Annotated in this window: 20 protein-coding genes and 2 pseudogenes; 4 read left to right on the top strand and 18 right to left on the bottom strand. The window is 71.0% G+C overall.

The genetic code is table 11. The features are described from left to right. Positions 1 to 60 precede the first annotated feature (60 nt). From ACFPIJ_RS12740 to ACFPIJ_RS12725, 4 genes and pseudogenes are all read right to left on the bottom strand, one after another. The gene (locus ACFPIJ_RS12740) at positions 61 to 1,032 is read right to left on the bottom strand and encodes a UDP-glucuronic acid decarboxylase family protein (RefSeq protein ID WP_380114947.1); all 972 of its coding nucleotides are present in this window, start codon (positions 1,030 to 1,032) and stop codon (positions 61 to 63) included. Between the two features lie 350 nt (positions 1,033 to 1,382). After that, positions 1,383 to 2,868 (bottom strand): annotated as a pseudogene (locus ACFPIJ_RS12735) (solute symporter family protein); the annotation flags it as partial. Next, a complete protein-coding gene (locus ACFPIJ_RS12730; RefSeq protein WP_380114946.1) occupies positions 2,865 to 3,209 on the bottom strand; it encodes a DUF485 domain-containing protein in 345 nt (114 codons plus the stop codon). The pseudogene ACFPIJ_RS12735 and the gene ACFPIJ_RS12730, both read right to left, overlap by 4 nt. Positions 3,210 to 3,364: 155 nt before the next feature. Next, positions 3,365 to 3,874, bottom strand: a complete 510-nt coding sequence (locus ACFPIJ_RS12725; RefSeq protein ID WP_380114945.1) for a flavin reductase family protein — start codon at positions 3,872 to 3,874, stop codon at positions 3,365 to 3,367. A gap of 27 nt (positions 3,875 to 3,901) precedes the next feature. On the opposite strand from ACFPIJ_RS12725, the pseudogene ACFPIJ_RS12720 reads away from it, so the two are divergent. After that, positions 3,902 to 3,988, top strand: a pseudogene (locus tag ACFPIJ_RS12720) (MSMEG_6728 family protein); the annotation flags it as partial. A 6-nt stretch (positions 3,989 to 3,994) separates the two neighbouring features. Here ACFPIJ_RS12720 and ACFPIJ_RS12715 read toward each other — a convergent pair. From ACFPIJ_RS12715 to ACFPIJ_RS12660, 12 genes are all read right to left on the bottom strand, one after another. After that, the gene (locus ACFPIJ_RS12715) at positions 3,995 to 5,818 is read right to left on the bottom strand and encodes an ABC transporter permease (RefSeq protein WP_380114944.1); all 1,824 of its coding nucleotides are present in this window, start codon (positions 5,816 to 5,818) and stop codon (positions 3,995 to 3,997) included. Further along, positions 5,809 to 6,573: an ABC transporter ATP-binding protein gene (locus ACFPIJ_RS12710; RefSeq protein WP_380114943.1), complete on the bottom strand. Its 765-nt coding sequence runs from the start codon at positions 6,571 to 6,573 to the stop codon at positions 5,809 to 5,811. Before ACFPIJ_RS12710 ends, ACFPIJ_RS12715 begins: the two co-directional genes overlap by 10 nt. A 166-nt stretch (positions 6,574 to 6,739) precedes the next feature. Beyond that, positions 6,740 to 8,437 (bottom strand): sodium/solute symporter, encoded by a 1,698-nt coding sequence (locus tag ACFPIJ_RS12705; protein ID WP_380114942.1) that lies wholly within the window; start codon positions 8,435 to 8,437, stop codon positions 6,740 to 6,742. Between the two features lie 73 nt (positions 8,438 to 8,510). Beyond that, the gene (locus ACFPIJ_RS12700) at positions 8,511 to 8,897 is read right to left on the bottom strand and encodes a DUF485 domain-containing protein (RefSeq protein ID WP_380114941.1); all 387 of its coding nucleotides are present in this window, start codon (positions 8,895 to 8,897) and stop codon (positions 8,511 to 8,513) included. Between the two features lie 82 nt (positions 8,898 to 8,979). Beyond that, a complete protein-coding gene (locus ACFPIJ_RS12695) occupies positions 8,980 to 10,902 on the bottom strand; it encodes a DUF4153 domain-containing protein (RefSeq protein WP_380114940.1) in 1,923 nt (640 codons plus the stop codon). Between the two features lie 71 nt (positions 10,903 to 10,973). Beyond that, a complete protein-coding gene (locus ACFPIJ_RS12690) occupies positions 10,974 to 11,993 on the bottom strand; it encodes a HAMP domain-containing sensor histidine kinase (RefSeq protein WP_380114939.1) in 1,020 nt (339 codons plus the stop codon). Continuing rightward, the gene (locus tag ACFPIJ_RS12685; protein ID WP_203848282.1) at positions 11,990 to 12,694 is read right to left on the bottom strand and encodes a response regulator transcription factor; all 705 of its coding nucleotides are present in this window, start codon (positions 12,692 to 12,694) and stop codon (positions 11,990 to 11,992) included. The genes ACFPIJ_RS12690 and ACFPIJ_RS12685 overlap by 4 nt, the downstream gene beginning before the upstream one ends. A gap of 64 nt (positions 12,695 to 12,758) precedes the next feature. Beyond that, on the bottom strand, positions 12,759 to 13,571 hold the full coding sequence (locus ACFPIJ_RS12680) for a LytR/AlgR family response regulator transcription factor (RefSeq protein WP_380114938.1): 813 nt from the start codon (positions 13,569 to 13,571) through the stop codon (positions 12,759 to 12,761). Next, positions 13,568 to 14,755: a sensor histidine kinase gene (locus tag ACFPIJ_RS12675; RefSeq protein WP_203848280.1), complete on the bottom strand. Its 1,188-nt coding sequence runs from the start codon at positions 14,753 to 14,755 to the stop codon at positions 13,568 to 13,570. Before ACFPIJ_RS12675 ends, ACFPIJ_RS12680 begins: the two co-directional genes overlap by 4 nt. A gap of 66 nt (positions 14,756 to 14,821) precedes the next feature. Beyond that, positions 14,822 to 16,333, bottom strand: coding sequence for a sugar transferase (locus ACFPIJ_RS12670; protein WP_380114937.1), 1,512 nt, complete (start codon positions 16,331 to 16,333; stop codon positions 14,822 to 14,824). Positions 16,334 to 16,532: 199 nt separating this feature from the next. Continuing rightward, positions 16,533 to 17,963: a DUF2142 domain-containing protein gene (locus ACFPIJ_RS12665; RefSeq protein ID WP_380114936.1), complete on the bottom strand. Its 1,431-nt coding sequence runs from the start codon at positions 17,961 to 17,963 to the stop codon at positions 16,533 to 16,535. Between the two features lie 4 nt (positions 17,964 to 17,967). Continuing rightward, complete coding sequence (locus ACFPIJ_RS12660) at positions 17,968 to 18,828, bottom strand: Fpg/Nei family DNA glycosylase (RefSeq protein ID WP_380114935.1); 861 nt, start codon at positions 18,826 to 18,828, stop codon at positions 17,968 to 17,970. Positions 18,829 to 18,862: 34 nt separating this feature from the next. Between ACFPIJ_RS12660 and ACFPIJ_RS12655 the strand changes: the two genes are divergently transcribed. Both ACFPIJ_RS12655 and ACFPIJ_RS12650 read left to right on the top strand, forming a co-directional pair. After that, the gene (locus ACFPIJ_RS12655) at positions 18,863 to 20,014 is read left to right on the top strand and encodes a glycosyltransferase family 4 protein (RefSeq protein ID WP_380114934.1); all 1,152 of its coding nucleotides are present in this window, start codon (positions 18,863 to 18,865) and stop codon (positions 20,012 to 20,014) included. Beyond that, entirely contained in the window at positions 20,011 to 21,339 is a 1,329-nt protein-coding gene (locus ACFPIJ_RS12650) for an O-antigen ligase family protein (protein ID WP_380114933.1), read from the top strand. The genes ACFPIJ_RS12655 and ACFPIJ_RS12650 overlap by 4 nt, the downstream gene beginning before the upstream one ends. 6 nt (positions 21,340 to 21,345) lie before the next feature. Here ACFPIJ_RS12650 and ACFPIJ_RS12645 read toward each other — a convergent pair whose 3' ends face one another. Continuing rightward, on the bottom strand, positions 21,346 to 22,656 hold the full coding sequence (locus ACFPIJ_RS12645; RefSeq protein WP_380114932.1) for an MATE family efflux transporter: 1,311 nt from the start codon (positions 22,654 to 22,656) through the stop codon (positions 21,346 to 21,348). A gap of 116 nt (positions 22,657 to 22,772) precedes the next feature. Then, positions 22,773 to 24,209 carry a GuaB1 family IMP dehydrogenase-related protein gene (locus tag ACFPIJ_RS12640; RefSeq protein WP_380114931.1) on the bottom strand — a complete coding sequence of 479 codons (1,437 nt, stop codon included), beginning with the start codon at positions 24,207 to 24,209 and terminating at the stop codon, positions 22,773 to 22,775. Positions 24,210 to 24,372: 163 nt separating this feature from the next. Between ACFPIJ_RS12640 and ACFPIJ_RS12635 the strand changes: the two genes are divergently transcribed. Then, on the top strand, positions 24,373 to 24,759 hold the full coding sequence (locus ACFPIJ_RS12635; protein ID WP_203848273.1) for a CBS domain-containing protein: 387 nt from the start codon (positions 24,373 to 24,375) through the stop codon (positions 24,757 to 24,759). Positions 24,760 to 25,396 lie beyond the last annotated feature (637 nt).

Genomic DNA, 25,396 nt, shown 5'->3' with positions numbered 1-25,396 from the left:
TACGAACCCGTGGCCTCTACGCCACGTAACCCGGACGGGCGCGGCACGAAGCCGGGAGACTCACCGGGAGCGGAAGTAGTCCACGGTCCGGCGCAGGCCTTCCTCGGGTCCGACGGTCGGCTCGTATCCGAGCAGCTCACGCGCCTTGCCGAGGTCGGGTCGGCGGCGCTCGGGGTCATCGGCGGTGCGGGGCCGCAGCGAAACTGTCGAGCTGCTGTCGGATAGCCGCACGATCGTGTCGGCGAGCTCGAGCATGGTCATCTCGTGCTCGGTGCCGCAGTTGATCGGGCCGGTCTCGCCGGAGTCGAGCAGCAGCAGGATGCCACGGACGAGGTCGGACACGTGGCAGATGGACCGGGTCTGGGTGCCGGTGCCGTGCACGGTGATCGGCTCGCCGCGCAGCGCCTGGGAGATGAACGTGGGGATGGCGCGGCCGTCGTCGGGGCGCATGCGCTCCCCATACGTGTTGAAGATCCGCACGATGCCGACGTCGGCGCCGCGGCCCCGGCGGTAGCCCATGGTGGCCGCCTCGGAGAAGCGCTTCGCCTCGTCGTAGACGCTGCGGATGCCGATCGGGTTGACGTTGCCCCAGTAGGTCTCCGGCTGCGGGTGCACCAGCGGATCGCCGTACGCCTCGGAGGTGGACGCCATCACGAACCGGGCGCCGTCGGCGACGGCCCGCTCCAGCAGCTGGAGGGTGGCGAGCGAGCCGACCCGGAGGATCTCGACGGGCAGCAGCTCGAAGTCGGTCGGGCTGGCCGGCGACGCGAAGTGCAGGATCGCGTCGAACCTGGCGGCGAGGGCGTCGACGGTCGGCAGTGGCTCGCTGACGTCCGCCTCGACCAACGTGAATCGCGGGTGATCGACCAGGTGCGCGACGTTGTCCTTACTGCCCGTGACGAAGTTGTCAACCACGACAACCTGCGCACCGCGGGCGATCAGGGCATCAGCGAGGTGAGACCCGACGAACCCGGCACCGCCGGTGAGGAGGACCCGGTGGCCTTCGCCGTAACGCTGCGCAACAACGACCATGGGACCAGCCTAGCGGCAGTGCGCCGGGGTCGGGGTATCGGCGGTGCCCCCACCCCGGCGCACTACATCTCAGTGGGCGCCGGCCCCCGTGAGGGAGCGGGCCTCCAGCTCGGCGAACTTGTCCGCGTCGCGCTCCTTGCTGCTGAGCGCGCCGAGGGCGGCGAAGATGAACCCGATCGGGATCGAGATCAGGCCGGGGTTCTCCAGCGGGATCGGCGCCGCGGTGGTGCAGCTGAACAGCGCCGACGCGTTGGAGACCTCTTTGGACTTCTGATCCACGCCGCAGGTCTTGGCCTGCGCCGCGGTGAGGGTCGCCGCCGGGCGGGCGTCGCTGACGCCGCCCCACGCGATCGGGCTGAGTAGCACGATGCCGACCGCGGAGAGCAGACCGGCGTAGATACCCCAGGTCGCGCCGCGGGTGTTGAACTTCTTCCAGAAGAGGGAGAAGAGGATGGCCGGCAGGTTCGCCGACGCCGCGATCGCGAACGCGAGTGCCACCAGGAAGGCGACGTTGAGGTTGCGGGCGAAGATGCCGAGCACGATCGCGACGGCGCCGATGACGAACGCGGAGTACCGGGCGACGACGACCTCCTGCCGCTCGGTGGTCTGGCCGCGCTTGATCACGTTGGCGTACAGGTCGTGCGCCAGCGACGACGACGACGCGAGGGTGAGCCCGGCGACGACGGCGAGGATGGTGGCGAACGCGACCGCCGCGATGACGGCCAGCAGCAGTGAGCCGCCGAAGTCACCGCCGAGATAGCGCTTGCCGAGGGCCTCGGCGAGCTGTGGTGCCGCCGTGTTGCCGCCCGGGTCCTGGGCGAGGATGGCCTGCCGTCCGACGAGCGCCGCGGCACCGAAGCCGAGGGCCAGGGTCATCAGGTAGAAGACGCCGATGATGCCGATCGCCCAGACGACGCTCTTGCGGGCCGCCTTGGAGTTCGGGACGGTGTAGAAGCGGATCAGGATGTGCGGCAGGCCGGCGGTGCCGAGCACCAGGGCCAGGCCGAGCGAGATCAGGTCCAGCTTGCTGACCAGCGTCGCCGTCGCGTTGCCGGCGATGTCGCGGCCGTACCGCAGGCCGGGCTGCAGGAACGACTCCGGCGGGGTGCGGCCCGACTTGGCGGCCGCCTCGCCGAGCAGCGACGACAGGTTGAACTTGAACGCGGCGAACACCATCAGCGTCAGCAGCAGGGCGCCGAGCATGAGCATGAACGCCTTGACGATCTGGACGTAGGTGGTGCCCTTCATGCCGCCGACCGTCACGTAGACGATCATCAGCACGCCGATGAGCCCGATGGTGACGATCTTCGCCGTCTCTGCGGTCATGCCCAGGAACGTGTCGCCGGCCTTGATGCCGAGCAGCAGCGCGACCAGAGCGCCGGCGCCGACCATCTGTGCCAGCAGGTAGAAGATCGACACGATGATCGTGGAGATCGAGCCGGCGGTGCGCACGGGTGCCTGCCGCATCCGGAACGCCAGGACGTCGGCCATCGTGTAGCGGCCCGAGTTGCGCATGAGCTCGGCGACGAGCAGCAGCGCGACGAGCCAGGCGACGAGGAACCCGATGGAGTACAGGAAGCCGTCGTAGCCGTTGAGGGCGATGATGCCGGCGATGCCGAGGAAGCTCGCCGCCGACATGTAGTCGCCGCCGATGGCCATCCCGTTCTGGAAGCCGGTGAACGACCGGCCGCCGGCGTAGAAGTCGGCGGCGCTCTTGGTCTGCCGGCTGGCCCAGATGGTGATTGCGAGGGTGGCCGCGACCAGGACGACGAAGAGCGTGAGCGTCAGCGTCCGGGTGGTGGTCGCACTCACCGCGAGGGTGATCCCGTTGTTCATTCGGGGGTCCCTTCGATCTTGGCGCGCAGCGAGTCGGCGAGGGGATCGACGCGACGGTCGGCGTAGCGGACATACAGCCAGGCGATGAGGAACGTCGACACGAACTGCAGCAGGCCGAAGATCAACGCGATATTGATGTGGCCGACGACCTTCGTGCTCATGAAGTCGCGGGCGTATGCGGAGAGCAGCACGTACAGCGCGTACCAGACGAGGAACGCGGCGGAGACCGGGAAGACGAAGCGGCGCAGGGCGCGCCGCAGCTCGGCGAACTCCGGGGTGTTGGCAACGGAGACGTAGCGGTTGTCGTCCGTGCCGGTCGGCACCGGTGTATCGGTGCTCATGGGGGATCACCACCTGCCGGTTGGGGTGTGGGTACGGCGCACGGTAGGAACCGCCGGGCAGGGGCGTGAAGAACCCTGGGCGGGCCCGGCGGACCCCTGCGCTGAACGGCAGGTTCGGTGCGCCGAGTGACAGCGGTCACACCGTTTACCGGCGTTTATATCGAGGTGTACCGACCCCGGTGGTGGACCAGCGGCTTCGCCGCCGTGGCCGGCAGCTCGACCCGCTGGATCGTCGCCTCGACGAGCAGCGACCAGCCGAATTCCCGGGCGCTGTCCAGGCCGCAACCGGCCCACGGGTAGCCGCGCGGGACGGGTCCCCAGTCGGTGGCGTCCCACTCGCCGGTCGCGAACAGGCCGCCGGGTGCCGGCATCAGCCCCGCGAACCGCTCCGCGAGCTGGTTGTCCCCCTCGGCGAGCGGCGTGACGGCGAACCGGCCGGTCGCCTCGATCGCCGTCCACAGGTCGCTCTCGTCGTCGACGAGCCCGACGACCCGGCCTGGGTCGCCGTCGACGACGAGCATCGACGACACGGTGAGCCCGGCCGCCGCGCCCGCGCCGCCCGCCGTCCACAGCGACACGGCGGCCGGCAGCCTCCCGCGCAGGCGCCGCACCGGCGAGCGCTGGTCATCCGGTGTGGCGAACGGATCGGTGGCGTGGATACTCACCCGTTCATTGTCGGGTATGACCGGAGTGTGCAAACCTTCCTGCCCTACCCCGACTTCGCCGCCAGTGCGCACGTGCTCGACCCGCGCCGACACGGTCGCCGCCCCGCCGAGGCCTGAGCGTCAGCCGTGCTTCGGGGTGACGGCGGCGAGGACCTCCGGGGCGCGCCGCTCCAGCAGGTGCCCGGCGAGCCGGGTGCCGAGCCAGGCCAGGGCGAAACCCCAGACCAGGCCGCTGGGCAGCAGGATCCACTGCAGGTGGTCGGGCAGCAGGACATACCCGATCATCAGCGGCGACGCGAGGATCCACGTGACGAACATGCTGACGAAGGACAGCATGCTCTTGGCGCTGCCCTGGCCGGTGTTCATCGCGAACGGGTTCGCGGAGTCGGGCATCGGATACGGCGCGAGCACCGACGTGATCCCGGCGGTGCCGACCGAGATGCCGAACGCGCACAGGCCGACGCCGAGCGCGGCGGGTAACTGCGCGGTGTGGTCGCTGAGCACCGACACGGCAATGGTGCCGGCGGCCAGCAGCGGGAAGGTGAGGATGCCGACGCCGATGGCACGGGCCGCGAGCTCGACCTGGCCCGGCACGTTGGTGAGCATGTGCAGCGCATAGGCGGTGCCGTCGTTGCCGAACTGGTTGACCAGGACCAGCCCGACGAACGCGCCCGCGATCAGCAGCGAGAACACGAGGGCACCGTCACTGAACCCGGCGCCCTGCCGGGCGGCCTCCTGCTCCTCGGCGCTGGAGCCGGTGCCGAAGCCGAACGTGAACGCGAACGGGATGACCACGGACGCGGCGAGCAGCGAGATGAGGCTGGCGCGGCGGCGTGGGTCCCGGAACCAGTAGCGCAGCTCCCGGCCGACGAGTCCGGTGAACCGGCCGACCGGCAGGGACCGCAGGACGGCGGGCAGGAACGCGCGCACCGGCTTGCCGTCGACGGCCTTCGCCTTCTTCGCCGCGCCGGTCGACGCGGTGCCGAGCATTGCGGACTCGATCGTCTGCAGCCACCACCACAGCAGTGCGGCGACCCCGGCGACCCCGATCGCGAGGCGGGCGACGACCAGGTGCCAGTTGCCGTCGATGGCGTCGACGTAGGCGACGAACGGCGCGGCGAGCGGCGTCCACGACAGGACGCCGGCGATCGTCGTGGCCTGCTTCGATTCACCGTTCTCGACCAGGGCGAAGACCAGCTGGAAGACCGGGTTGCAGGAGATGCCGGCGAGGGCGATCAGCAGCGCCGCCAGGTCGCGGACCTTCCGGGAGCGCAGCATCCGGGCGAAGGCGCTGGTGACGGCGCGGCTCGCGGCGACGCAGACGGCGAGGCCGACCGCGGCGCCGAGGACGGCGACCACACCGGCCGCGACGCCGCCCTTGATGACCGCGCCGATGGTGGAGCCGAGCGCGGCGAGCAGCGTGACGGCGGGCGGGATGCCGACGAAGGCGGCGGCGAGCATGCCGAGCACGAGCGTGCGGCGGGGCACCGGCAGCAGCGAGAACCTCGCCGGGTCGAGGGTCTCGTCGACGCCGAAGAACAGCAGCGGCACCAGCACCCAGGCCATGACCAGGGCGGTGCCGGCGAACGCGGCGAGGGTCGGCCGTAGCTCGTCGCCGGCGACGCTGCTGCCGGCGAAGGCGCTGAACCCGATGAACGCGGCCCACAGGCCGAAGAAGATGCCGAGGATGAACAGCAGGATGCGCGACGTCTTGCCCCGCATCGCGTTGCGCAGGATCCGCAGTTTCAACCGGACGAAGTAGCTGACCTTCGGCTCGCCGCCGCGGATCGGCTCGGGTCGCGGCGCGAAGATCCCGTCGCCGTCGGCCCCCGCCGGCGAAAGGACGGCGGCCGAGGGGACGGCGGCCGGAGGAGCGGCGGCCGGGCGTTGCGCGGGGATGTGCGGTGGTTCGCCCGGGACGGGCGGCTGCGGGGTCACAGCCACGACAGCTCCGCGCCGGTCGCGACCCGCCCTCCGACGACGTCGACGAAGACGTCCTCGAGCTCCCGCCCGCCCTTCACCTCGTCGGTCGTGCCGACGACCTTGATCTGGCCGTCGGCGAGGATCGCGATGTGCGTGCAGAGCCGCTCGACGACCTCCATCACGTGGCTGGAGAAGATGACTGTGCCGCCGTTGCGCACATACCGGAAGAGGATGTCGCGGATCAGCGCGCCCGAGACGGGGTCGACGGCCTCGAACGGCTCGTCGAGGACCAGCAGCCGCGGCGCGTGCAGCAGCGCGCAGGCCAGGCCGATCTTCTTCTTCATGCCGGCGGAGTAGTCCACGACGAGGGTCCGGCCCGCTTCGGCGAGGCCGAGCACGTCGAGCAGCTCCGCGGCGCGGGCGTCGATGACGTCCTGCGGCAGGCCGCGCAGCAGGCCGGTATACGCGAGCAGCTCGCTGCCGGTGAGCCGGTCGAACATGCGGGCCGAGTCGGTCAGCGCCCCGAGCCGGCGTTTCGCCTCGACCGGGTCGGACCAGACGTCGTGGCCGAGGACATACGCGCGCCCGGCGTCCGGGCGCAGCAGCCCGACCGCCATGGACAGCGAGGTCGTCTTGCCGGCGCCGTTGGGGCCGAGGAGGCCGAAGAACGACCCGATCGGCACGTCGAGGTCGACGCCAGCGACCGCGATCTTCTCGTCGAAGCGTTTGGCGAGCCCCCGCAGCGCGAGGGCGGAGCCGGGGCCGCTGTCCGTCACAGTTCGACCGTAGGTCACGCCCGCATCCCCCGCATCCCCCGCATCACTGCGCATCTCCCGCATCACTCAGGCCGCCCCCTCCGCTGCGCTCCGGCGTCGGCCTGAGCTCCCCACCCTGTATCTCTGGTTCGCAGGTCCTCACTCCGCCGCGGCCCGCTCACTGCGCTCACATCCGCAGCGCGTCCGGCGCGTGCAGGCGAAGCATGATCGCTCCAAGGTTCTTCGGCAAGCGGTGCCGGGTGAGCAGCGACACCGAGATCATGACGAGGAACGCCAGCGGCACGCTCCACGCGGCGGGCTGGGTGGTCAGGACGCCGGCCCAGCCGGGCAGCGGACCGCCGAGGACGGTGAGCAGGACCGCCGACACGGCCGCGCCGCCGCCGGCGACGATGCCGGCCGCCGCGCCGATCGCGGTCAGGCCGCGCCACCAGATGCCGAGGACCAGCAACGGGCAGAAGCTGGACGCGGCGACGGCGAACGCCAGCCCGACGACCTGGGACACGTCGAGGCTCGCGACGAACAGGGCGAGCAGCAGCGGCACGATCCCGGCGACCAGCGCGGAGCGGCGGAAGTCACGCACGGAGCCGTGCCCGAGCACGTCGGTGGACAGGACCCCGGCGACGCTGGTGAGCAGCCCCGACGACGCGGACAGGAACGCCGCGAACGCGCCGGCGGCGACGAGCGCGCTGAGCAGCTGGCCGGTGAGGCCGCCGCCGAGCGCCGCCGACGGCAGCAGGAGCACCACCGCGTCGGTGTTGCCGGTCATCAGCAGTTGCGGTGTGTACACACGACCGAGCACGCCGTACAGGGTGGGGGTGAGATAGAAGACGCCGACGAGCCCCAGGACGACCAGGGTGGTGCGCCGGGCGGCGGCGCCGTCGGCGTTCGTGTAGAAGCGGACCAGGACGTGCGGCAACCCCATCGTGCCCAGGAACGTGGCGAGGATCAGCGAGTAGGTCGCGAACAGGCCCTGGGAGTGGTCGCCGGGCAGCAACCAGTCCGTCGGAGATTCGTCGGACACGGCGGCGACCTTCGGTACCACCGCGTCGGCCTGGAATTCCAGGGCGGTGTCGGCGTCCGCGACGTGCTCGCCGACCGTGAGCAGCACGGACCCGTCGACCGCGGACCCGTCGAGCCGGCCGTGCGCGATGACGAGGGTCTGCGTCGTGACGGTCAGGCGGGTGGCGTGGTCAATGGTGACCGTCGTCGCGACCGGGAACGTCGGGCCGTCGGGGGCGGTCAGCGCGGGACGGCCGGCGGACTGCCACTGCATGAGCAGGAAGATGACCGGCACGGCGAGGGCGGTGAGTTTCAGCCAGTACTGGAACGCCTGCACGAACGTGATGGAGCGCATCCCGCCGAGCGCCACGTTGAGGGTGACGACGACGCCGACGAGCAGCGCACCGAGCGCGTACGGGGCACCCGTCACCGTCTGCAGCGTCAGCCCGGCGCCCTGCAGCTGCGGCACGAGGTAGAGCCAGCCGATGAACATGACGAACGCGGTCGCGAGCTTCCGCAGCCGTTTCGAGCGGAGCCTGACCTCGCAGAAGTCCGGCAGGGTGAACGCGCCGGAGCGGCGCAGCGGCGCGGCGACGAACAGCAGCAGCGCCAGGTAACCGGCGGCGAACCCGACCGGATACCAGAGCACGTCGACGCCGTGTTTGAGCACGAGCCCGGCGACGCCGAGGAAGCTGGCCGCCGACAGGTATTCGCCACTGATCGCGGCCGCGTTCCAGGTCGGGCTGACCATCCTGGACGCGACGAGGAAGTCCGAGGTGGTGCGCGCGAACCGGAGCCCGTAGATGCCGATGGCGACGGTGACGAGGGTGACCGCGATGACCGCCGGAAGAGCGTAATCGCTCATTCCGCCGCCTCCGGCGTCGGCCTGAGCCAAACCTGCGCTCCTGATGAGCGGCCCGAGACGCTTCGCTGGCCGCTCATGACTGCTGGTGGGACCTGTCCTCGACCAGCGCGACGAACTCCTGCTCGTTGCGCTCGGCGAGGCGCACGTAGCCGTAACCGACGATGAACAGGAACGGATAGGCGGCGACCCCGAGCAGCAGCCACGGCACCGACACCCCGAACAGGTGCGCCCGGCCGAGCGCCGGTGCGGCGGCGAACAGCAGCGGCAGGCCGCCGAGCGCGACCGCGACGACCGCGGCGAGCCGGATCGCGACCGCCAGCTGCGCCCGGACCAGGCCACGGGCGAGCGCCTCGCCGACCGGGCTCTGCTCCTCCAGCTCGGCGCGGGTACGCGCGAGATCGATCCGGCCGCGGGCAACGTCACCGAGCACCACGCGGACCCGCGGGGCAGGTGGCTCCATGGACCGCAGTCTTGCAACCGGTGCGAAACAAACGCAAGGGGCCGACGTCCCCCGTTTGAACGTCGGCCCCTCGCGTGGTTGGTTACCGATAACTCCGGTAGCAGGGGAAGCGTCCTTCATAGACGGGCTCCGGCACGATCCGGCGGGCCTCGGCGCGGCCCAGGTTCCAGCCACGCCAGTCGTCGGCGTCGTGGACGTCGCGGGAGATCTGCGACAGCGCGCACGCCCGCGCGTCCGCCGGCAGCTTGTCGAGCGCGGGAGCCGCGTCGGCGGACAGCGTCGACAGGTACCAGATGTCGGAGTTGTTGTGGTTGGCGTACCGGGCGACGTTCTGCTCGGCGATGAACCGGTCGGGGTTCAGCACCGCGAGGCCCAGCAGCGTGATCACCCAGAGGGCGACCGCGGTCCTGGGCAGCCACCGGGTCACCGGGACCACCCCGGCGATCATGATCAGGACGATGACGCCACCCAGCCAGAGCTCGAACGCGCTGACCAGGACGCGGAGCCGGCTGAAGCCGTACGCCGTCTCGTATGCGTTCATCCGCCACAACGCCGAGGCCACCACGACGAGCGCCCCGGTGGACAGCAGCCCGAGCAGCACGCGCAGCAGCACCCGCTCGCGGGTCGTCTCCCGCGCCGCCTTCCGCACCGCCACCGCGATCACCACCAGCGTGAGCAGGGTGACGACGAGCAGCTGCCAGAAGCCCTTGCGGGCGTATTCGGCGAAGGTGAGCCCGGCGGTGCGCATGACGTATTCCTCGTCGCCGAACAAGACCGGGATCTGCACACCGACGAAGATGCCGAAGACCACGAGGAGGGCACCGACCGGGACGACCCACTCGTACCAGCGCACCGTGCGGGCCGGGGCTCGCTTGCCGTCGCCGACGGTGGACGGGCTGTGCAGCAGGTACGCCCCACCGAACGTCAGGAACCCGAAGATCGCGCCGACGAACGCCCACCGGAACGGCGTCGCCAGGGACAGGTCCGGCAGGATCGTCTGCACGATGTGGTCGAACGCGGCGTCGGCGCTGGCGAACAGGGCCCCGAACACCACGAGCAGCAGAGCGCCCAGCCCGACCGAGCCGAGGACCCGCATCGTGCTGGACGCGCCCTCCGCGGCCCGGGCCCGGACGAGGCCCCAGCGGACCCACGGCAGCGACCGGAACCCGGCGATCGGCAGGTTCAGCACCGCCATGAAGACGGCCGGGACCCGCCGCCCCGCGCCGACGGAGAGCGCGACGCTGGCGAACGCGGCAAGGACGCAGAGCGCGAACAGCCAACCGGCGGCCCGGAACACCCCGACCGACAGCAGTGCGACGGTGGCGACACTCCAGCTTGCCGCCTCGATCACGCTGGTGCCCCGCTGCTTCGGGTCCATCCGCAGGATCACGACGAGCAGTGCGCCGACGAGCCCAAGGCCGGCGATCGGCCAGCCGAGCCCGGGCCGGTCCAGCGGCAGCGCGGCGGCCGCGATGACCGCGGCGACCAGGGCGCCGATGAGCACCTCCGGACCGGCGGCGATGCTGCGCTGCGGCCAGCGCTGCTGGAACAGCGTCGGGTTCGGCGGGCCGAGGCGGACCGGGCTGATCAGCGCCGGGTTGGGCCCCAGCTGCTGCGGGTGGATCGGCGGCGGGGGCGTGGCGACGAGGGCTCCCTGCGGCGGCCTGGCCTGCCCCTGCACCGGGTGCCCCGGCTGCGGCGGGCGCGGCGGTTGCACCTGCTGCTGCTGCGGCGGCTTCCACAGGTTCGGCTGGGTCGGCTGCGTCGGCTGCGTCGCACCGTTCGGCGGCGTCGGCGCGTTGTGCGGCTGCGCGGGCCCGGTGGACTGGGCCGGCAGGGCGGGCTGGGCCGGGCCGGATTCGGCTGGGGACCCGGCCGGCGACTCGGGCTCGTGGCCTTGCGAAGCGTCGGGGTGCGGCGAAGACTGAGCGCTCGGGCTCTCCGGCTCACCCGGCGTTACTGGCGCCGACGGCCCGTCGGGCGGTTCGTGGGTCGGTGTCGACATGTCGGACTCCGGGGTAAGAGGAACCGCGCGTCCGGCGGAGTGCCGGACACGTACTCAAGAAGACGTGTTGATCAGACGGGCAGGGTGACCCGGATGCGACATCCTGCCATGCCATCCGGCTGCTCGATGACCGCGATCGTGCCGTTGTGCAGCTGGATGAACCACTGCGCGATCGCCAGCCCGAGGCCGGTGCCGCCGCCGGAGGCGCGGGCGCCGCGGGTGAACCGCTCGAACACCCGCTCGCGTTCGGCGTGCGGGATGCCGGGCCCCTCGTCGGCGACCTCGATCATCACCCGGTCACCGTCGCGGCGGCCGATGATGGTGACGGTCCCGCCGTCGGGGCTGTGCCGGGTGGCGTTGTCGACCAGGTTGGTCAGGACGTGGTGCAGCCGCGCCCGGTCGGCGCTGACCAGGGCGTTCTCCGGGAAGGCGCAGGACAGGTATTCAACCTTGTAACCGGCCGCGGAGGCCTTGACCTCGGCCTCGGCGACGACTTCGATGAGCAGGTCCTCGATGCGGAAGTCCTCCCGGTCCAGGGGGATCACGCCGGCGTCGAGGCGGGACAGGTCGAGCAGCTCGGTGACCAGCCGGCCGAGGCGTTCGGTCTGGGCGAGGGCGGTGCGCAGCGTCGCCTGGTCGGGCTGGACGACGCCGTCGACGACGTTCTCCAGGACCGCCTGCACGGCGGAGATCGGGGTGCGCAGCTCGTGGGAGACGTTGGCGATCAGTTCGCGGCGCTGCTGGTCGGCGGCGGCGAGCTCGGCGGCCATCTGGTTGAACGCGACGGCCAGCTGCCCGACCTCGTCCTTCGAGGTGGCCCGGACCCGGGCGGAGTAGTCGCCGCGGGACATCGCCTGCGCGGCGGCGGTCATGTCCCGCAGCGGCGAGGTCACGCCGCGGGCCAGGACCTGGGAGGTGAGCAGCCCGACGGTCAGCGCGATCTCCGTCGTCGTCGGCGGGATCCAGCCGATGCCGATCCAGAAGACGCCGAGGCCGGCGCCGGCCGACGCGACGAGCAGGACGGCGAGCTTGAGCTTGATCGAGCGCAGCGGGTCGAGCGGGCGGGGCAGCAGGTCCAGGAAGTTCTTCATGTGGTCTCCAGCGCGTACCCGACCCCGTGAACGGTCCTGATCAGGTCGGAACCGAGCTTGCGGCGCAGCGCCTTGATGTGGCTGTCGACGGTGCGGGTCCCGGACGCGTCGGCCCAGCCCCACACCTCGGCGAGGAGCCGCTCCCGGGGCAGCACCGTCCGGGGCCGGGTCGCCAGGTTGACCAGGAGGTCGAACTCGGTCGGGGTCAGGTGCGCCTCGACGCCGGCCCGGCTGACCCGCCGCTGTGCCCGGTTGATCTCGAGGTCGCCGAGGACGATCGGCGCGGCGTCCGGCTCCGGCTGGGCCTGCGCGAGCCGTTCCAGGCGCCGCAGCAGCACATGGACGCGGGCGGCGAGCTCACGCATCGAGAACGGTTTGGTGAGGTAGTCGTCGGCGCCGACCGCCAACCCGACGAGCATGTCGGTCTCGTCGTCACGGGCGGTGAGCATGAGGACGGCGACGGGTCGCTCCGCCTGGATGCGCCGGCAGACCTCGAGGCCGTCGAAGCCGGGCAGCATCACATCGAGCACCACCAGGTCCGGCTTCAGCAGCCGGGCGGCGGCGACGGCGGAAGGGCCGTCGTGTGCCTGATCAACGGCGAACCCCTCGGCGCGCAGCCGGGCCGAGATCGACTCCGCGATCATCCGCTCGTCGTCGACGACGAGAACCCTTCGCCGCTCCCCGTTCCCGCCTGCGTTCATGCCAGCAGCGTATTGGGTAGATGCGAGGGGCAACGGTGCGTGATGTGTGGAAGTCGTGAAGACCTCAGGACCAGGATTTGGCGGCGCGGACGAGCCGGTCCTTGAGCTCGCGGGTGTGCCGGCGGCTCACCGGCAGTTCGTGGTCGTCGATCACCACCACATATCCGGTGTTGGTCATCCGCAGCTCGGTAATGAGCTTCAGCTGGACCAGGAACGAGCGGTGGACCCGCACGAACCCCGCGTCGGCCCACCGTTCGGCGAGCGTCGCCAGGGACACCCGCACGAGGTGGGAGGCGTCGGCGGTGTGCAGCCGGGCGTAGTCGCCCTGCGCCTCGACCCAGCGCACCGAGGACCGGGGCAGCATCCTGGTGGTGCCGGCCAGCTCCACCGGGATGGTCGGGTCGTCCTGCCGGTCGCGGCGGCCGGCGACCGCGGGGTGGGTCGGGACGAGCCGGGTGGCCAGGACCCGGCGCAGCGACTCGGCGATCCGATCGGCGCGGACCGGTTTGCGCACGTAGTCGGCGACACCGAGGTCGAACGCCTCGGCGGCGCGGTCGTCGTATGCGGTCACGAACACCACCGCGGGCGGCTTCGCGAACCGGCCCAGGACCCTGGCCAGCTCCATCCCGTCGAGGCCGGGCATGCGGATGTCGAGGAAGACGGCGTCGACGTCGACGTCGCGCAGGACGCGCAGCGCCTCGGTCGCGTCGCCCGCGGTGTGCAGCCGTCCGACGCGGGGGTCGGCGCGCAGCAGGTATGCCAGCTCGTCGAGCGCCGGGACCTCGTCATCAACCGCGAGGACGCGCAGGAACCCGGTCTGCGCTGCGTGCTCCTGCACGATCTGCCCCGTGAGGCTCTTGCCCGCACTCGAATTCATTGGCTGCTCCGCACGCCTGGATGGAACTTCGGGACCCGCATGCTCACCTTGGTGCCGGCGTCGGGAGCGGTCTCGACCACGACCCCGAACCCGTCGCCAAAAACCGACCGTAGCCGCTCGTCGACGTTGCGCAACCCGACGTGCTGCCCGGCGTCGGTGGTGTCGTCGGCGCTGAGCAGCACGGCGGGGTCCATCCCCACCCCGTCGTCCTCGACGGTGATGTGACATTCGGCGCCGGCGTCCCGGGCCACGATGCTGATCGTGCCCATCCCGGGCTTTCGGGACAAGCCGTGCCGGACCGCGTTCTCGACCAGCGGCTGCAGGCACAGGAACGGCAGCGTCACCGGCAGCACCTCGGGGGCGATCTGCAGCCGGACCTGCAACCGCTCGCCGAACCGGGCACGTTCGATGGTCAGGTACCGGTCGATGGACCGCAGCTCCTCGGCGAGCGTGGTGAACTCCCCGTGCGCGCGGAACGAGTACCGGGTGAATTCGGCGAACTCCAGGATCAGCTCCCGGGCCAGCTCGGGGTCGGTCCGCACGAAGCTCGCGATCGCGGTCAGCGCGTTGTAGATGAAGTGCGGGCTGATCTGCGCCCGCAGCGCCCGGACCTCGGCGCGGGCCAGACGGGCCCGGGACGTGTCGAGCTCGGCGAGGGCGAGTTGCGTGCCGACCCAGCGCGCGGTCTCCGCGGTGGCCTGCACGAGGCCGGGCGCAGGCGGGCCGTCGGACAGGGCGACCAGGGCGCCTTCGCGCTGGGCGAGCGGGACGACGACGGCGCCGCGGACCGGGCAGTCGACGAGGTCGCAGGGCAGTTCCTCGCCGCCGAGGACGGTGGAGCGGCCGGCGACGACGGCCTTCGCGGCGGCGCCGGCGACCTGCTCCCGGTGGTGCTCGCCGGCGCCGTCGAACGCCAGGACCCTGGTCGCGTCGGTGACCGCGATCCCGGCCGCGCCGGTCAGGGTTCGCAGGTGCCGGACGGCCTTGCCGGCGGCGGTGTCGGTCAGGCCGTTGCGCAGCGGCTCGGCGGCGAGGGCGGCGATGTGCAGGACGTCGTAGGTGGCCCGCTGCGCGGCGGTCGCGATCGCCCGCCGCGACCGCAGCCGGATGACGGCCCACACGGCGACGGCGAGCGCGACCGCCAGCCCGATGACCGCGATCCCAGCGGCGAGGTTTCCACCCACGCGCTCATCCTGCGGTCAGCAGCCGTCCTTGCGGAAGACTCCCGTAGCCGGCAGCACTCAAGACGGTCAGTAGGCGCCCTTGCGGAAGACGACGACGCCGATGGTGCGCCACAGGGTGTGCAGGTCGAGCACCAGGGACCAGTTGTCGACGTAGTACAGGTCGAGGCGGACCGCGTCGTCCCAGGACAGGTCGCTGCGTCCGCTGACCTGCCACAGGCCGGTGATGCCGGGGCGGACCAGCAGGCGGCGGCGGACGTCGCCGAGGAAGTCGCCGTCGTCGGCGGGCAGCGGGCGGGGGCCGACCAGGGACATCTCGCCGGCGAGGACGTTGAGGATCTGCGGCAGCTCGTCGATGGAGGTGGCCCGCAGCCACTTGCCGACCTTGAAGACCCGCGGGTCGTTCTTCATCTTGAAGAGCAGGCCGTCGCTCTCGTTCTGCTCGTCGAGGGTGGCCTGGCGCTCCTCGGCGTCGATGTACATGGTCCGCAGCTTCCAGACCTTGAACATCTTGCCTTCGCGACCGATCCGGGGCTGGCGGAAGAAGATCGGCCCGGGGTCGGACAGCTTGATGGCGATCGCCACGATCGGGAAGAACGGCAGCACGATCAGCAGCGCGATCAGCGCGAAGACCCGGTCGATCACGTTCTTGAACAGCCAGCCGAGGCCGGAGAGCTTCGGCTCCTCGACGTAGAGCAGCGGGATGCCCTCGATCGGCCGGATGTGCACGCGCGGGCCGGCGATGTCGGTGAGCTGGGGAGCGACGGCGAGATCGATGCCGGTGCCCTCCAGCTGCCACGCGAGGCGGCGCAGCTCGACGGGCTCGGCGCTGGCGGAGCCGCAGACGGCGATCGTGTCGGCGTTGAGCTCCCGCACGAGGGACAGGATGTCGCGGCCGGCGTGCACGGGCACCGGGGTGACGGTGCTCGGGTGGGGCGAGTAGCCCTCGATGAGGTGGATGCCCACCGGCACGAGTCCGGCCGCCGGGTCGCGGGCGATGGTCTGGTGCACCTCGAGCGCCTCCTGCAGGGTGCCGACGAGCAGCATCCTGTGGGTCGCGAGGTTGAACCTGGTCCGGACGTACTGCAGGCCGCGCCGGGCGAGATATCGCAGGACCAGCACGTAGAGCAGGCCACCCACCAGGGCCGCGCCGACGGACGTGCGGGAGATCTGGGTCTTGGTCGAGAACGCGGCGAACGCGACGATCGCCACGACCGTCCACGAGGCGCGGACGACCCGCTTGAACTCGTCGGTGCCGGTGCCGAGGTAGCGGCGGTCGTAGGCGCCGTGACCCCACAGGACGAGCAGCCACACGGCCGGCAGCAGCCCGAACGTGATCAGGGTGAACAGGCCGGGGTTCTTCTCGAAGACCTCATTGGTCTTGGTGTCGAGGAACGTCCGCGCGGTGACGCTGGCCAGGACGCAGGCACTGGTGTCCAGCAGCAGCAGGATCGCCGCATAGGGGCGGTGCCAGCGGGACGCCCGCCGGGCGCGTTGCCAGCCGGAGCGCGGCACGCCGTTGGGGCCGAGCGAGGTGAGCGCGTGCTCGGGAAGAATCTCGAAGCTGTCAAGCTCACCCAAGGTCGATCTCCGGCTCGGCGGGGTGGCCGGACGTTGGAGACTAGCGGTCACCTGAGTGTGTCCTCTCGCACCACGATCCGGGGATCAGGGCGCTCAACTGCTCGACCGGGTGGGTTGTGGTCGCCGACGACAAGGACACCCAATCGCACGCGAGAAGTGTCCCATGTTGGCTTGGGCAACCGACGACGACCGGCCGAGACTAGTTGCTCAACGTGTTGGCTGTCGAGTGCACTGGCGTGGGCCGGACAGAACTCCGCGTGACAATCACCGCCAGTAGCGCACCACCTACCAAACACGCCAGAAGCGGGATGGCGCTGCCGAGCGGCGGCTGCCACGTCCCCCCGAACGGGTTCAGCCCCGCGCTGATCCCGCGCTGGAAGCGGGTCATCACCCGGGCCAGGGCGTACAGGTCGAGCGGGACCGTGACGGCGACGAGGACGACGGCCAGCCGGTCGAGCCAGCCCCGGGCCGACAGCCACGCTGCGTAGCGATCCGCTGTCCCCGCGAGGAGCACCACCCCGACGCCGAGCGGCATGACGTAGCGGCCGTGCGCGAAGTGGCCGACCTTCGGCGCGAAGTACAGCTCCAGGGCGAGCAGCATGACCGCGGAGGTCACCCCGACCGCCACGATGGCGATGCGCAGCCGGGTGGTGCCGAACCACAGCGCGGGCACGACGAGGGCCGCCGCCAGCAGGTACCAGAGCCCGACCAGCCCGATGGAGACCTGCGTCTCGCCGTAGCCGAACTGGCCGATGATCTGCCGCACCCAGAACTCGGCGCGGTTGTCGGCGATGTCGCGCAGGATCGCACCGCTGGTCGTGGCCGCGATGGGCCGGCCCGGGTCGACGGCCTGGTCCCGGGACGCGAAGAGGGACCAGAAGACCGCGAAGGCGGCGCCGCCGGCGAACGGCAGCCAGAACACCCGGGATCTGATCCAGGTGCCGGTCACGAACAGCGACACGGCCAGCACCGCTGCGGCGAAGAAGGGACCCAGGTCCCGGATCGTCAGCAGCAGCGCCGCCGACACGCCCGCCGCGGCCCAATGGCGGCGCAGCACGGCGACGTAGAGCAGCACCGCGGCGCTGATCTCCATGCCGTTGGGGTTGAGCGCACCGTCGAGGTTCATGACCATCGGCGTCGCGGCGAGCACCACCGCGACCCGGAGCAGGCCGGACCCAGCGAGGGTGAACGCGGCGGCGAGCAGCAGCGCCGACAGGGCCGCCGACAGCAGCCGCGCCCAGATCAGCCCGGTGCCGTCGGGGGAGATCCGCAGCGGCAGGCCCACCAGCGCGTAGTAGACGGGGCTGTAGCGGGCAGCGGCGCTCGGCACCAGCGTCTCGGTGCGGTCCGCGGTGGGCGTGAGGCAGGACGCCGGCTTGTACGCGGGCTTGTCGATGTGGGTGCAGTCCGCGTTGGCCGGCACCAGGCTGCGCGGGCCGGTGAACGCGTTGGTCTCGATGCCGCTGGCGTCCAGGGCGCGGTCGTGCGGCAGCCACTGGCCGGTCCACACCGCCCACGCCCGCACGAGGTGCTGCTTCTCGTCGTAGGTGCCGTTGACCGGCAGGGCGAGCGCCCATGCCGCGCCGAGCAGGAAGAAACCAACGAATGCGATCAGGAAGGCTCGGCGCACCGCGTCAGCGTACGAGCTTCGACAGCCGCCGGTCCGCCAGGGGTTTGCCGCCGGTCTGGCAGGTCGGGCAGTACTGCAGCGACGTGTCCGCGAACGAGACCTCCCGGACCGTGTCGCCGCAGACCGGGCAGGGCAGGCCGGTGCGGGCGTGCACGGCGAGGCCGGAGCGCTTCTCGGACTTCAGCGTCGCCGCCTTCTGCCCGACGGAGCGCGCGACGGCGTCGGAGAGGACGGCCCTGGTCGCGGCGTGCAGCGTCGCCATCGTCTCGTCGGTGATGCGGTTGGTCAGCGCGAACGGGGACATCTTGGCGGCGTGCAGGATCTCGTCCGAATACGCGTTGCCGACGCCCGCGATCACCGTCTGGTCGGTGAGGACGCCCTTGATCTGGCCTTTGCGGCTGCGGATCGCGGCGGCGAACTCGTCGGTGGTGACGGCGAGGACGTCCGGGCCCAGCCGGGCGATGCCGGGGACGAGCCGAGGGTCGGTGACGAAGTAGGCGGCGAGGCTCTTCTTGGTGCCGGCCTCGGTCAGGTCGAAGCCCGACTCGTCGTCCAGCCGCACCCGCACCGCGATCGGGCCGGAGCCTGGCTTCAGCGGGGTCTTGGCGTTGAACGTCTCGCGGTAGTGCAGCCAGCCGGCGCGGGCCAGGTGTGTGACCAGGTGCAGGTCGTCGCCCACGTGGATGTCGAGGAACTTGCCGTGCCGGGACGCTCCGGTCAGCGGCAGGCCGGCGGCGGCGCTCACCGGCGGGTCGAAGGTCTTCAACGCGCTGAGCGAGGAAACCTCGACGCGTTCGACGGTGTGGCCGACGGCGCGGTCGCGGAGGAACGCAGCGAGCGCTTCGACCTCGGGAAGCTCGGGCACTTGTACAGTCTGCCTCAAGTACGCTTTTGCCGTCATGAAGGTCGTTGTCGCGCACAATCGCTACGCGTCCGGCGCACCGTCCGGTGAGAACGTCATCGTCGACGCCGAGATCGCGCAACTGTCCACGGCCGGGGTGTCCGTGCTGCCGTTCCTGCGCAGCTCGGACGAGATCGGCACGTTCTCCACCGCGCGGAAGGTGCTGCTGCCGCTGTCACCGATCCGCAACGGCGAGTCACAGCATGCCCTGGAAAAGCTGATAAAAGCGGAAAAGCCGGATGTGCTGCACCTGCACAACGCCTATCCGCTGCTGTCGCCCTGGGTCGTGCGGACCGCACACGCGCACAACGTGCCGGTCGTGCACACCGTGCACAACTACCGGCAGGTCTGCGCGCCCGGCCTGTACTTCCGCGACGGGCACATCTGCACCGAGTGCCGCGGCAAGGCGTTCGGGCTGCCGGCGATCCGGCACGCCTGCTACCGCGACTCGAAGGCGCAGTCGGCGGTCATGGCGGCGACCCTGGCCGTGCACCGCGGCACGTGGCGTGGCGTGGACCGGTTCGTCGCGCTCACCGACCGGATCGCGGAGCACCTGCGCGACTTCGGCATCCCTGGCGAACGGATCACCGTCAAGCCCAACGGCATCCCGGACACGGGTGCCGCTCCCGGCGTCGGCGAAGGCTTCGTCTATGCGGCGCGGCTCTCCCCGGAGAAGGGCCTCGAGCTGCTCCTGGACGCATGGCGGCAGCACCCGGACGGCGCCTTGGGCCCGCTGCGGATCATCGGCGACGGTCCGCTGCGCCCACTCGCTGAGGCTGCCGCTGCGGACAGATCCGACATTTCGTATTTGGGGGTCATTCCCAACGCCGAGGTGAGGGCGCAGATCGGTGCCGCAGCGTGCGTGATCGCCGCCTCCACCTGGCATGACGTGCTGCCGACCATCGTGCTCGAGGCGTTGTGCGCCGGCCGGCCGGTGCTGGTCACCGACCGGGGTGGGCTGCCGTTCCTCGCCGGCGACGCGGGCTGGGTCGTCGAGCCCGTCCCCGACGCGCTCGCCGCCGGGCTGGCGAAGGCGCACGGAGAGGCCCCCGGGCTGGCGGCCGCCGCGCGGCGGCGATACGAGGAGCACTTCGCCCCGGACGTGCTCATCCAGCGACTGATCGACGTCTACCGCAGCGTCCTGAGATGACCGCCCGGGCCGGCTGGGCGGTCGCCGGGATCGTGGCCGTCGGGCTGCTCGCCGGCGCGGTCGAGCTGGTCGTCGACGACAGCTACCGCGACGCCGCCCTGGCGCTGCTGGCCGGGCTGCTCGCGGGCGCCGTCGGGGTGCTCACCGTGTCCCTGGCCCCCGCCGCGGATCCGCGAGGGCTGGTGCTCGGCGGGGTTTTCGCCTTCCAGGGGGTGCTGAGCTGGACGTACACCAACACCGGCGCAGTCACCTGGACCTTGCTGCTGCTGTCGGGTGTGCTGTTCCTCTTCTGGTGCCGGCCGTTCTCACCGGTGGCGCTGCGGTCCGGGGCGGCCTGGCTCGGCGTCTCCTACCTGGTCATCGGCGCGCTCGGCGCGGTGCTCGTCATGAAGCCCGAGATCGCACTGCAACGGGTCGCTTACACCGGATATTTCGGACTTGTCGTACTTGCTGTTTTCGCCTTCCGGGGATCGTTCGCGCGGCTCACGCTCGGGATCGCGGTCGCGTTCCTGGGCACGGTCGCGGTGCTGCTGCTGGCGGGCTCCGGCAATCTGTTCACGTCGCCGCACGTCGTGCCGGACACCCCGTGGGGGCGGGGCTTCGAGTACCGGTTCTGGGGCGCGTCCTGGCTGCTGGACCACCCGAACGCGATGGCGTGCATCGCCGCCCTCGCCGCGATCCGGATCGGCGCCGACGCGGGGCTGGCGGCGTGGCAGCGCATCGGATCGGTCGCGACGGCCGCGCTGATCCTGTGCACCAGTGACTCCCGCACGGGCTTTCTCCTGCTGCTGACGTCGACGCTGGTGTTCGTCTGGTACGGCCGGCGCCAGGCCCTCATCCCCGCCGCCGCCCTCGCCCTGGTGCTGCTGGCCAACGGCCCGTCGTTCCTGATCAAGGAGCGCTACGGCGACGACGCCGGGGTCAGCAGCGGCCGGGTCGAGACCTGGCGGCAGGTGGAGGCCGACTGGCGGCACGACAGCCTCACCGGGAAGCTGCTCGGCAACACCCGGGACGCGCGCGCCACCGTGTACCGGGCCAGCAGCGGCGCGGACATCAAGCTGACCGTCGACAACGCGCCGCTCGCGGCGCTGCGCAAGGCCGGCGTGGTCGGCGTCGCCGCCTTCCTCACCGGCCTCGGCCTGCTGCTGTGGAACGTGTGGCGGCGCCGCCGGGACGCCGACGCCTGGCTCGTCGTGCTGCTCCCCGGCGCGTTGTTCACGATGATCACGAACGAGTGGCTGATCGGCGGCACCGGCGGCACGCTCTGGCTGCTGCTGCTCGCCGGTGAGGCCGCCCTGCTGCTCAGGCCGCCCGCCCCGGCCTAACCCTGCTCAGGCGCTCTGGGTCGCGTCCAGCCGCGCCGCGGGCGTCGCGACCGGTGGGCCGATGGACTTCAGCGCATACCCGTACAGGATCACCATGCAGACCAGACCGGTGGCGGAACCGGTGAGCAGCCCCCAGGCCGCCCCGAGCAGCCCCTGACTGGCGCCGACCGACAGGCCGGTCAGCGACACGGTCGCGAACACCACGTACTGCACGAACAGCATCCTGGCCCGGTGCATGCCGCGCATCGCCGCGGTGAACGGCACCTGGAGCAGGTACACCGCGCCCTGCAGCGCGATCGGCAGCGCGAGCGGGGCCGCCTCTTCGAACTTGTGCGTCGCGGTCAGCACCCATGACACCAGTGGCCACACGATGGCGACCATCAGCATGCCCAGCACCGCGAACGCGATCGCCAGCTGCCGCGTCTGGCGGCGCAGAGTTCCGGCGGCCTCAGCCCCCTCGGCGCCCGGCTTCACCGCGTCGGCGGCCGCCCGGGACGCCCGCGGCACGAGCAACCCCTGGATCGCCGCGACGAGGTTCTGCACCGGCTGCAGCTGCACCGTCTGCACGAAGCGCAGGTTGCCGAGCTCGATCTTCGACAGCTTGCCGGCGACCAGGAAGCTGATCGACAGCACCTGCACCTGGGCCACGATCGCGGTGGCGGTGAACCAGCCGGACAGGTGCCTGGTCTCGGCCAGCCACGCCTTCGGGTTGCCGCGCCACGGCACCCGGCGCTCGCGCAGCAGGTAGACGGTGGCGCCGGCGGTCGCGCCGATCCCCCACGCGGCCAGCAGCCCACCGGCGCTGGAATGGCCCGTGAGGATCATCACGATGATCGCGATGCCCTGCGTGCCGAACCACACGAGGTCGATGCCGAGCGCCTTCTCCGGCCGCCGTTCGGCGAGGTAGTCGCAGCGGGCCGTGTCGTGCAGCATGAGCGGCACCGTGAACGGCACCAGCCAGATCAGCTCGTCCAGGTCGATCTTGCCGTTGTGCGGCCAGGCCAGCCACAGCACGGTGAAGACGACCATCGTGGTGACCCCGGAGCAGAACGCCGTCGCCAGCCCGTTGCGGATGAGCCGGCCCCGGTGTTCGCCCTCGAACCGCGAGGCGAGGGCGAGCAGCACGTCACCGACGAAGGCCCGGTTCAGGTACATCGAGAAGTAACCGACGCTCAACGCGAGCGCCAGCGCACCGAACTGATCCTTGGGCAGCAGGATTCCGCCCAGCAGCGTGTTCGCCGCGTTGGCGGTCGCGATGACAACCTGGTCGAGCAGGCCGGCACCGACAAACCGGGACGCGACACGAAACGCCTGCATACGGCGGCTACGTGATGGCGGCTGGTCGGTCACCCTCGACGGCCACGGTCGCGAACGAGCTTCACGACACGCACCATACGTGACCTGCGGGTGACGAGACTATCCCGTCGACCCGTTCACCAACTGACATCCAGCGGTTTTCCTTCCGCGTACCCTGCCGCGCTCTGAATTCCCACAGTGGAACGCTCCGCGAACTCCTCGAGGTTGCTCGCACCCGCATATGTGCACGCGCTGCGCACCCCCGCGACGATCGCGTCGAGGATGTCCTCCACGCCGGGTCTCCTCGGGTCCAGGTACATCCGCGAGGACGAGATGCCTTCCTCGAACAGCGCCTTGCGGGCCCGCTCGTACACGCTGTCGTCCGCGGTCCGCCGGCTCACCGCACGGGCCGACGCCATGCCGAAGTTCTCCTTGTAGAGCCGGCCGTCCGGATCGCGGCGCGGGTCGCCCGGCGACTCGTGGGTCCCGGCGAGCCACGACCCGATCATCACGTTGGACGCACCCGCGGCGAGCGCGAGCGCCACGTCCCGCGGGTGCCGCACCCCGCCGTCGGCCCACACGTGCCCGCCGCGCCGCCTCGCCTCGGCCGCGCACTCCAGCACTGCGGAGAACTGTGGCCGCCCGACCCCGGTCATCATCCTGGTGGTGCACATCGCACCCGGACCGACACCCACCTTGACGATGTCGGCACCCGCGTCGATCAGATCGGCGACCCCGTCGCTGGTCACCACGTTGCCGGCGGCCACCGGGACCTTCGGATCCAACGCCCGCACCGACCGCAGCGTCGAGATCATCCGCTCCTGGTGCCCGTGCGCGGTGTCGACGACGAGCACGTCGACCCCGGCGGCGAGCAGCTTGTCGGCCCGCCCCGGCGCGTCACCGGTGATGCCGATCGCCGCCCCGATGCGCAGCTTCTGGCCGGCGTCGACGGCCGGCTGATACAGGGTGGCGCGCAGCGCGGCGTTCCTCGTCAGGATGCCGACCAGCCGCCCCGCCCCGTCGATCACCGGCGCAAGCTTGTGATGCCCGGCCGTGAGCTGCTCGAACGCCGCCTCCGGGCTGATGTCCTCCGGCAACGTCTGCAGGTTGCGCGACATCACGCTCCGCAACTGGCTGAACCGGTCGACGTCATTGCAGTCGCTCTCGGTCACGACACCAACCGGCTTGCCGTCCTGCACAACGATCACCGCGCCGTGTGCCCGCTTCGGCAACAGGTCCAGCGCCAGCGCCACCGTCTCCGTCGGCCCCAGGGTGATCGGCGTGTCATGCACCAGGTGCCGCTGCTTCACCCACGAAACCGCCTCGGCGACCACGTCGATCGGGATGTCCTGCGGGATGACGGCCAACCCGCCCCGCCGCGCCACCGTCTCCGCCATCCGCCGACCCGCCACCGCGGTCATGTTGGCCACCACGATCGGAATCGTCGTGCCACTGCCGTCCCGCGTGTTCAAATCGACGGCCATGCGCGACTCGACGGCGCTGCGGCTCGGCACCATGAACACGTCGTCATAGGTCAGGTCATAGCCGGGATGCTGATCATTGAGGAAGCGCACGTCTTCGAACTCTAACGCGCGTTCCGGCGCGGTATCGGGCCTTCTCGCGCGGCTTCTCGCTTCCGGCGCCGCTTCTGGTCCACGCGCAAGGGTGAGCAACTCTTGAGAGTCGCTCTCTGAGCAGGGAAGATTTCCGTAACGTGCTTGCGAGGAGTGATGCCTGATGCAGGTCCACGAAGCGATGTCCACTGCTGTCGTCCAACTCGGCCCGGATCATACCCTCCGCCAAGCCGCCCAGTTGATGTCCCGCCATCACGTCGGATCGGCCATCGTCGTCGACCCTGACGGCGCGGGCGTCGGCATCATCACCGAACGCGACATCCTCAAGGCGATCGGCGCCGACCTCGACCCCGACGTCGAACGCACCGCCGAGCACATCACCTGGGAGGTCGTCTACGCGAGCCCGTCCTGGACCATCGAGGAAGCCGCCTCCGCCATGGTCCGCGGCGGCTTCCGCCACCTCGTCGTCCTCGACGGCGACGAAGTCCTCGGCGTGATCTCCGTCCGCGACGTGCTCCGCGTCTGGGTCCACCAGGGCGCCCCCGTCTAGCCCTTTCCGCGCCCGCCGTCGATCCGGAAGCGCGGACACATCACGTCCGATCCGGCACCACACGTGTCCGGATCGGACGTTTCGCGTGCTGGCCGCGTGGACAGCCACGGGGATCCGTCGATCATGACAGCAAGACCAAACCTACGATCCACCTGCACAAGGACCGGCCCACCGAGCGACACACCTGCGTGAAACGCCGATCGCGCACCCCACCCCGCCCGCAAGATCGTCCACCAGGTCGTCCACCAGGGCACCGGCGCGGGGTGCCAGGTGTGGTCGCCGGCCCCGCGACATGCACCAGCGCCGCGGTGATGACGTCGGGCACGGGCTGTGCCGACAGCCAGCCGGCGACTTCGATCACCGGAGGAGATCCACTCCGAGCGGGGTGGCGCCGGACACGCAAGGGGTCGTTGCCGGATTCCCACAACCCGAAGGTTCCCCGGGCACCTGTTGCGGATTGACGTCGTGGGTGCGTTGACGGTGGTCCGAGGCTCTCGATGATCGCGGCTTCAAGAATTCCTGACAAACCACCCGAATCTGGGCGCCGACAGGGACGCCTCCTCAGGTCTGACGATCTTGGCCGCTTGATCGAAGGCGTCGGGTGGTCGCGTGGGAGCCTGTTGCGAAATGGTCGGCT

This window comes from Dactylosporangium cerinum, assembly GCF_042653625.1.
Taxonomy (GTDB): domain Bacteria; phylum Actinomycetota; class Actinomycetes; order Mycobacteriales; family Micromonosporaceae; genus Dactylosporangium; species Dactylosporangium cerinum.
Note: the sequence above shows the minus strand (reverse complement) of the source record. Positions and strands in the feature narration are given on the sequence as shown.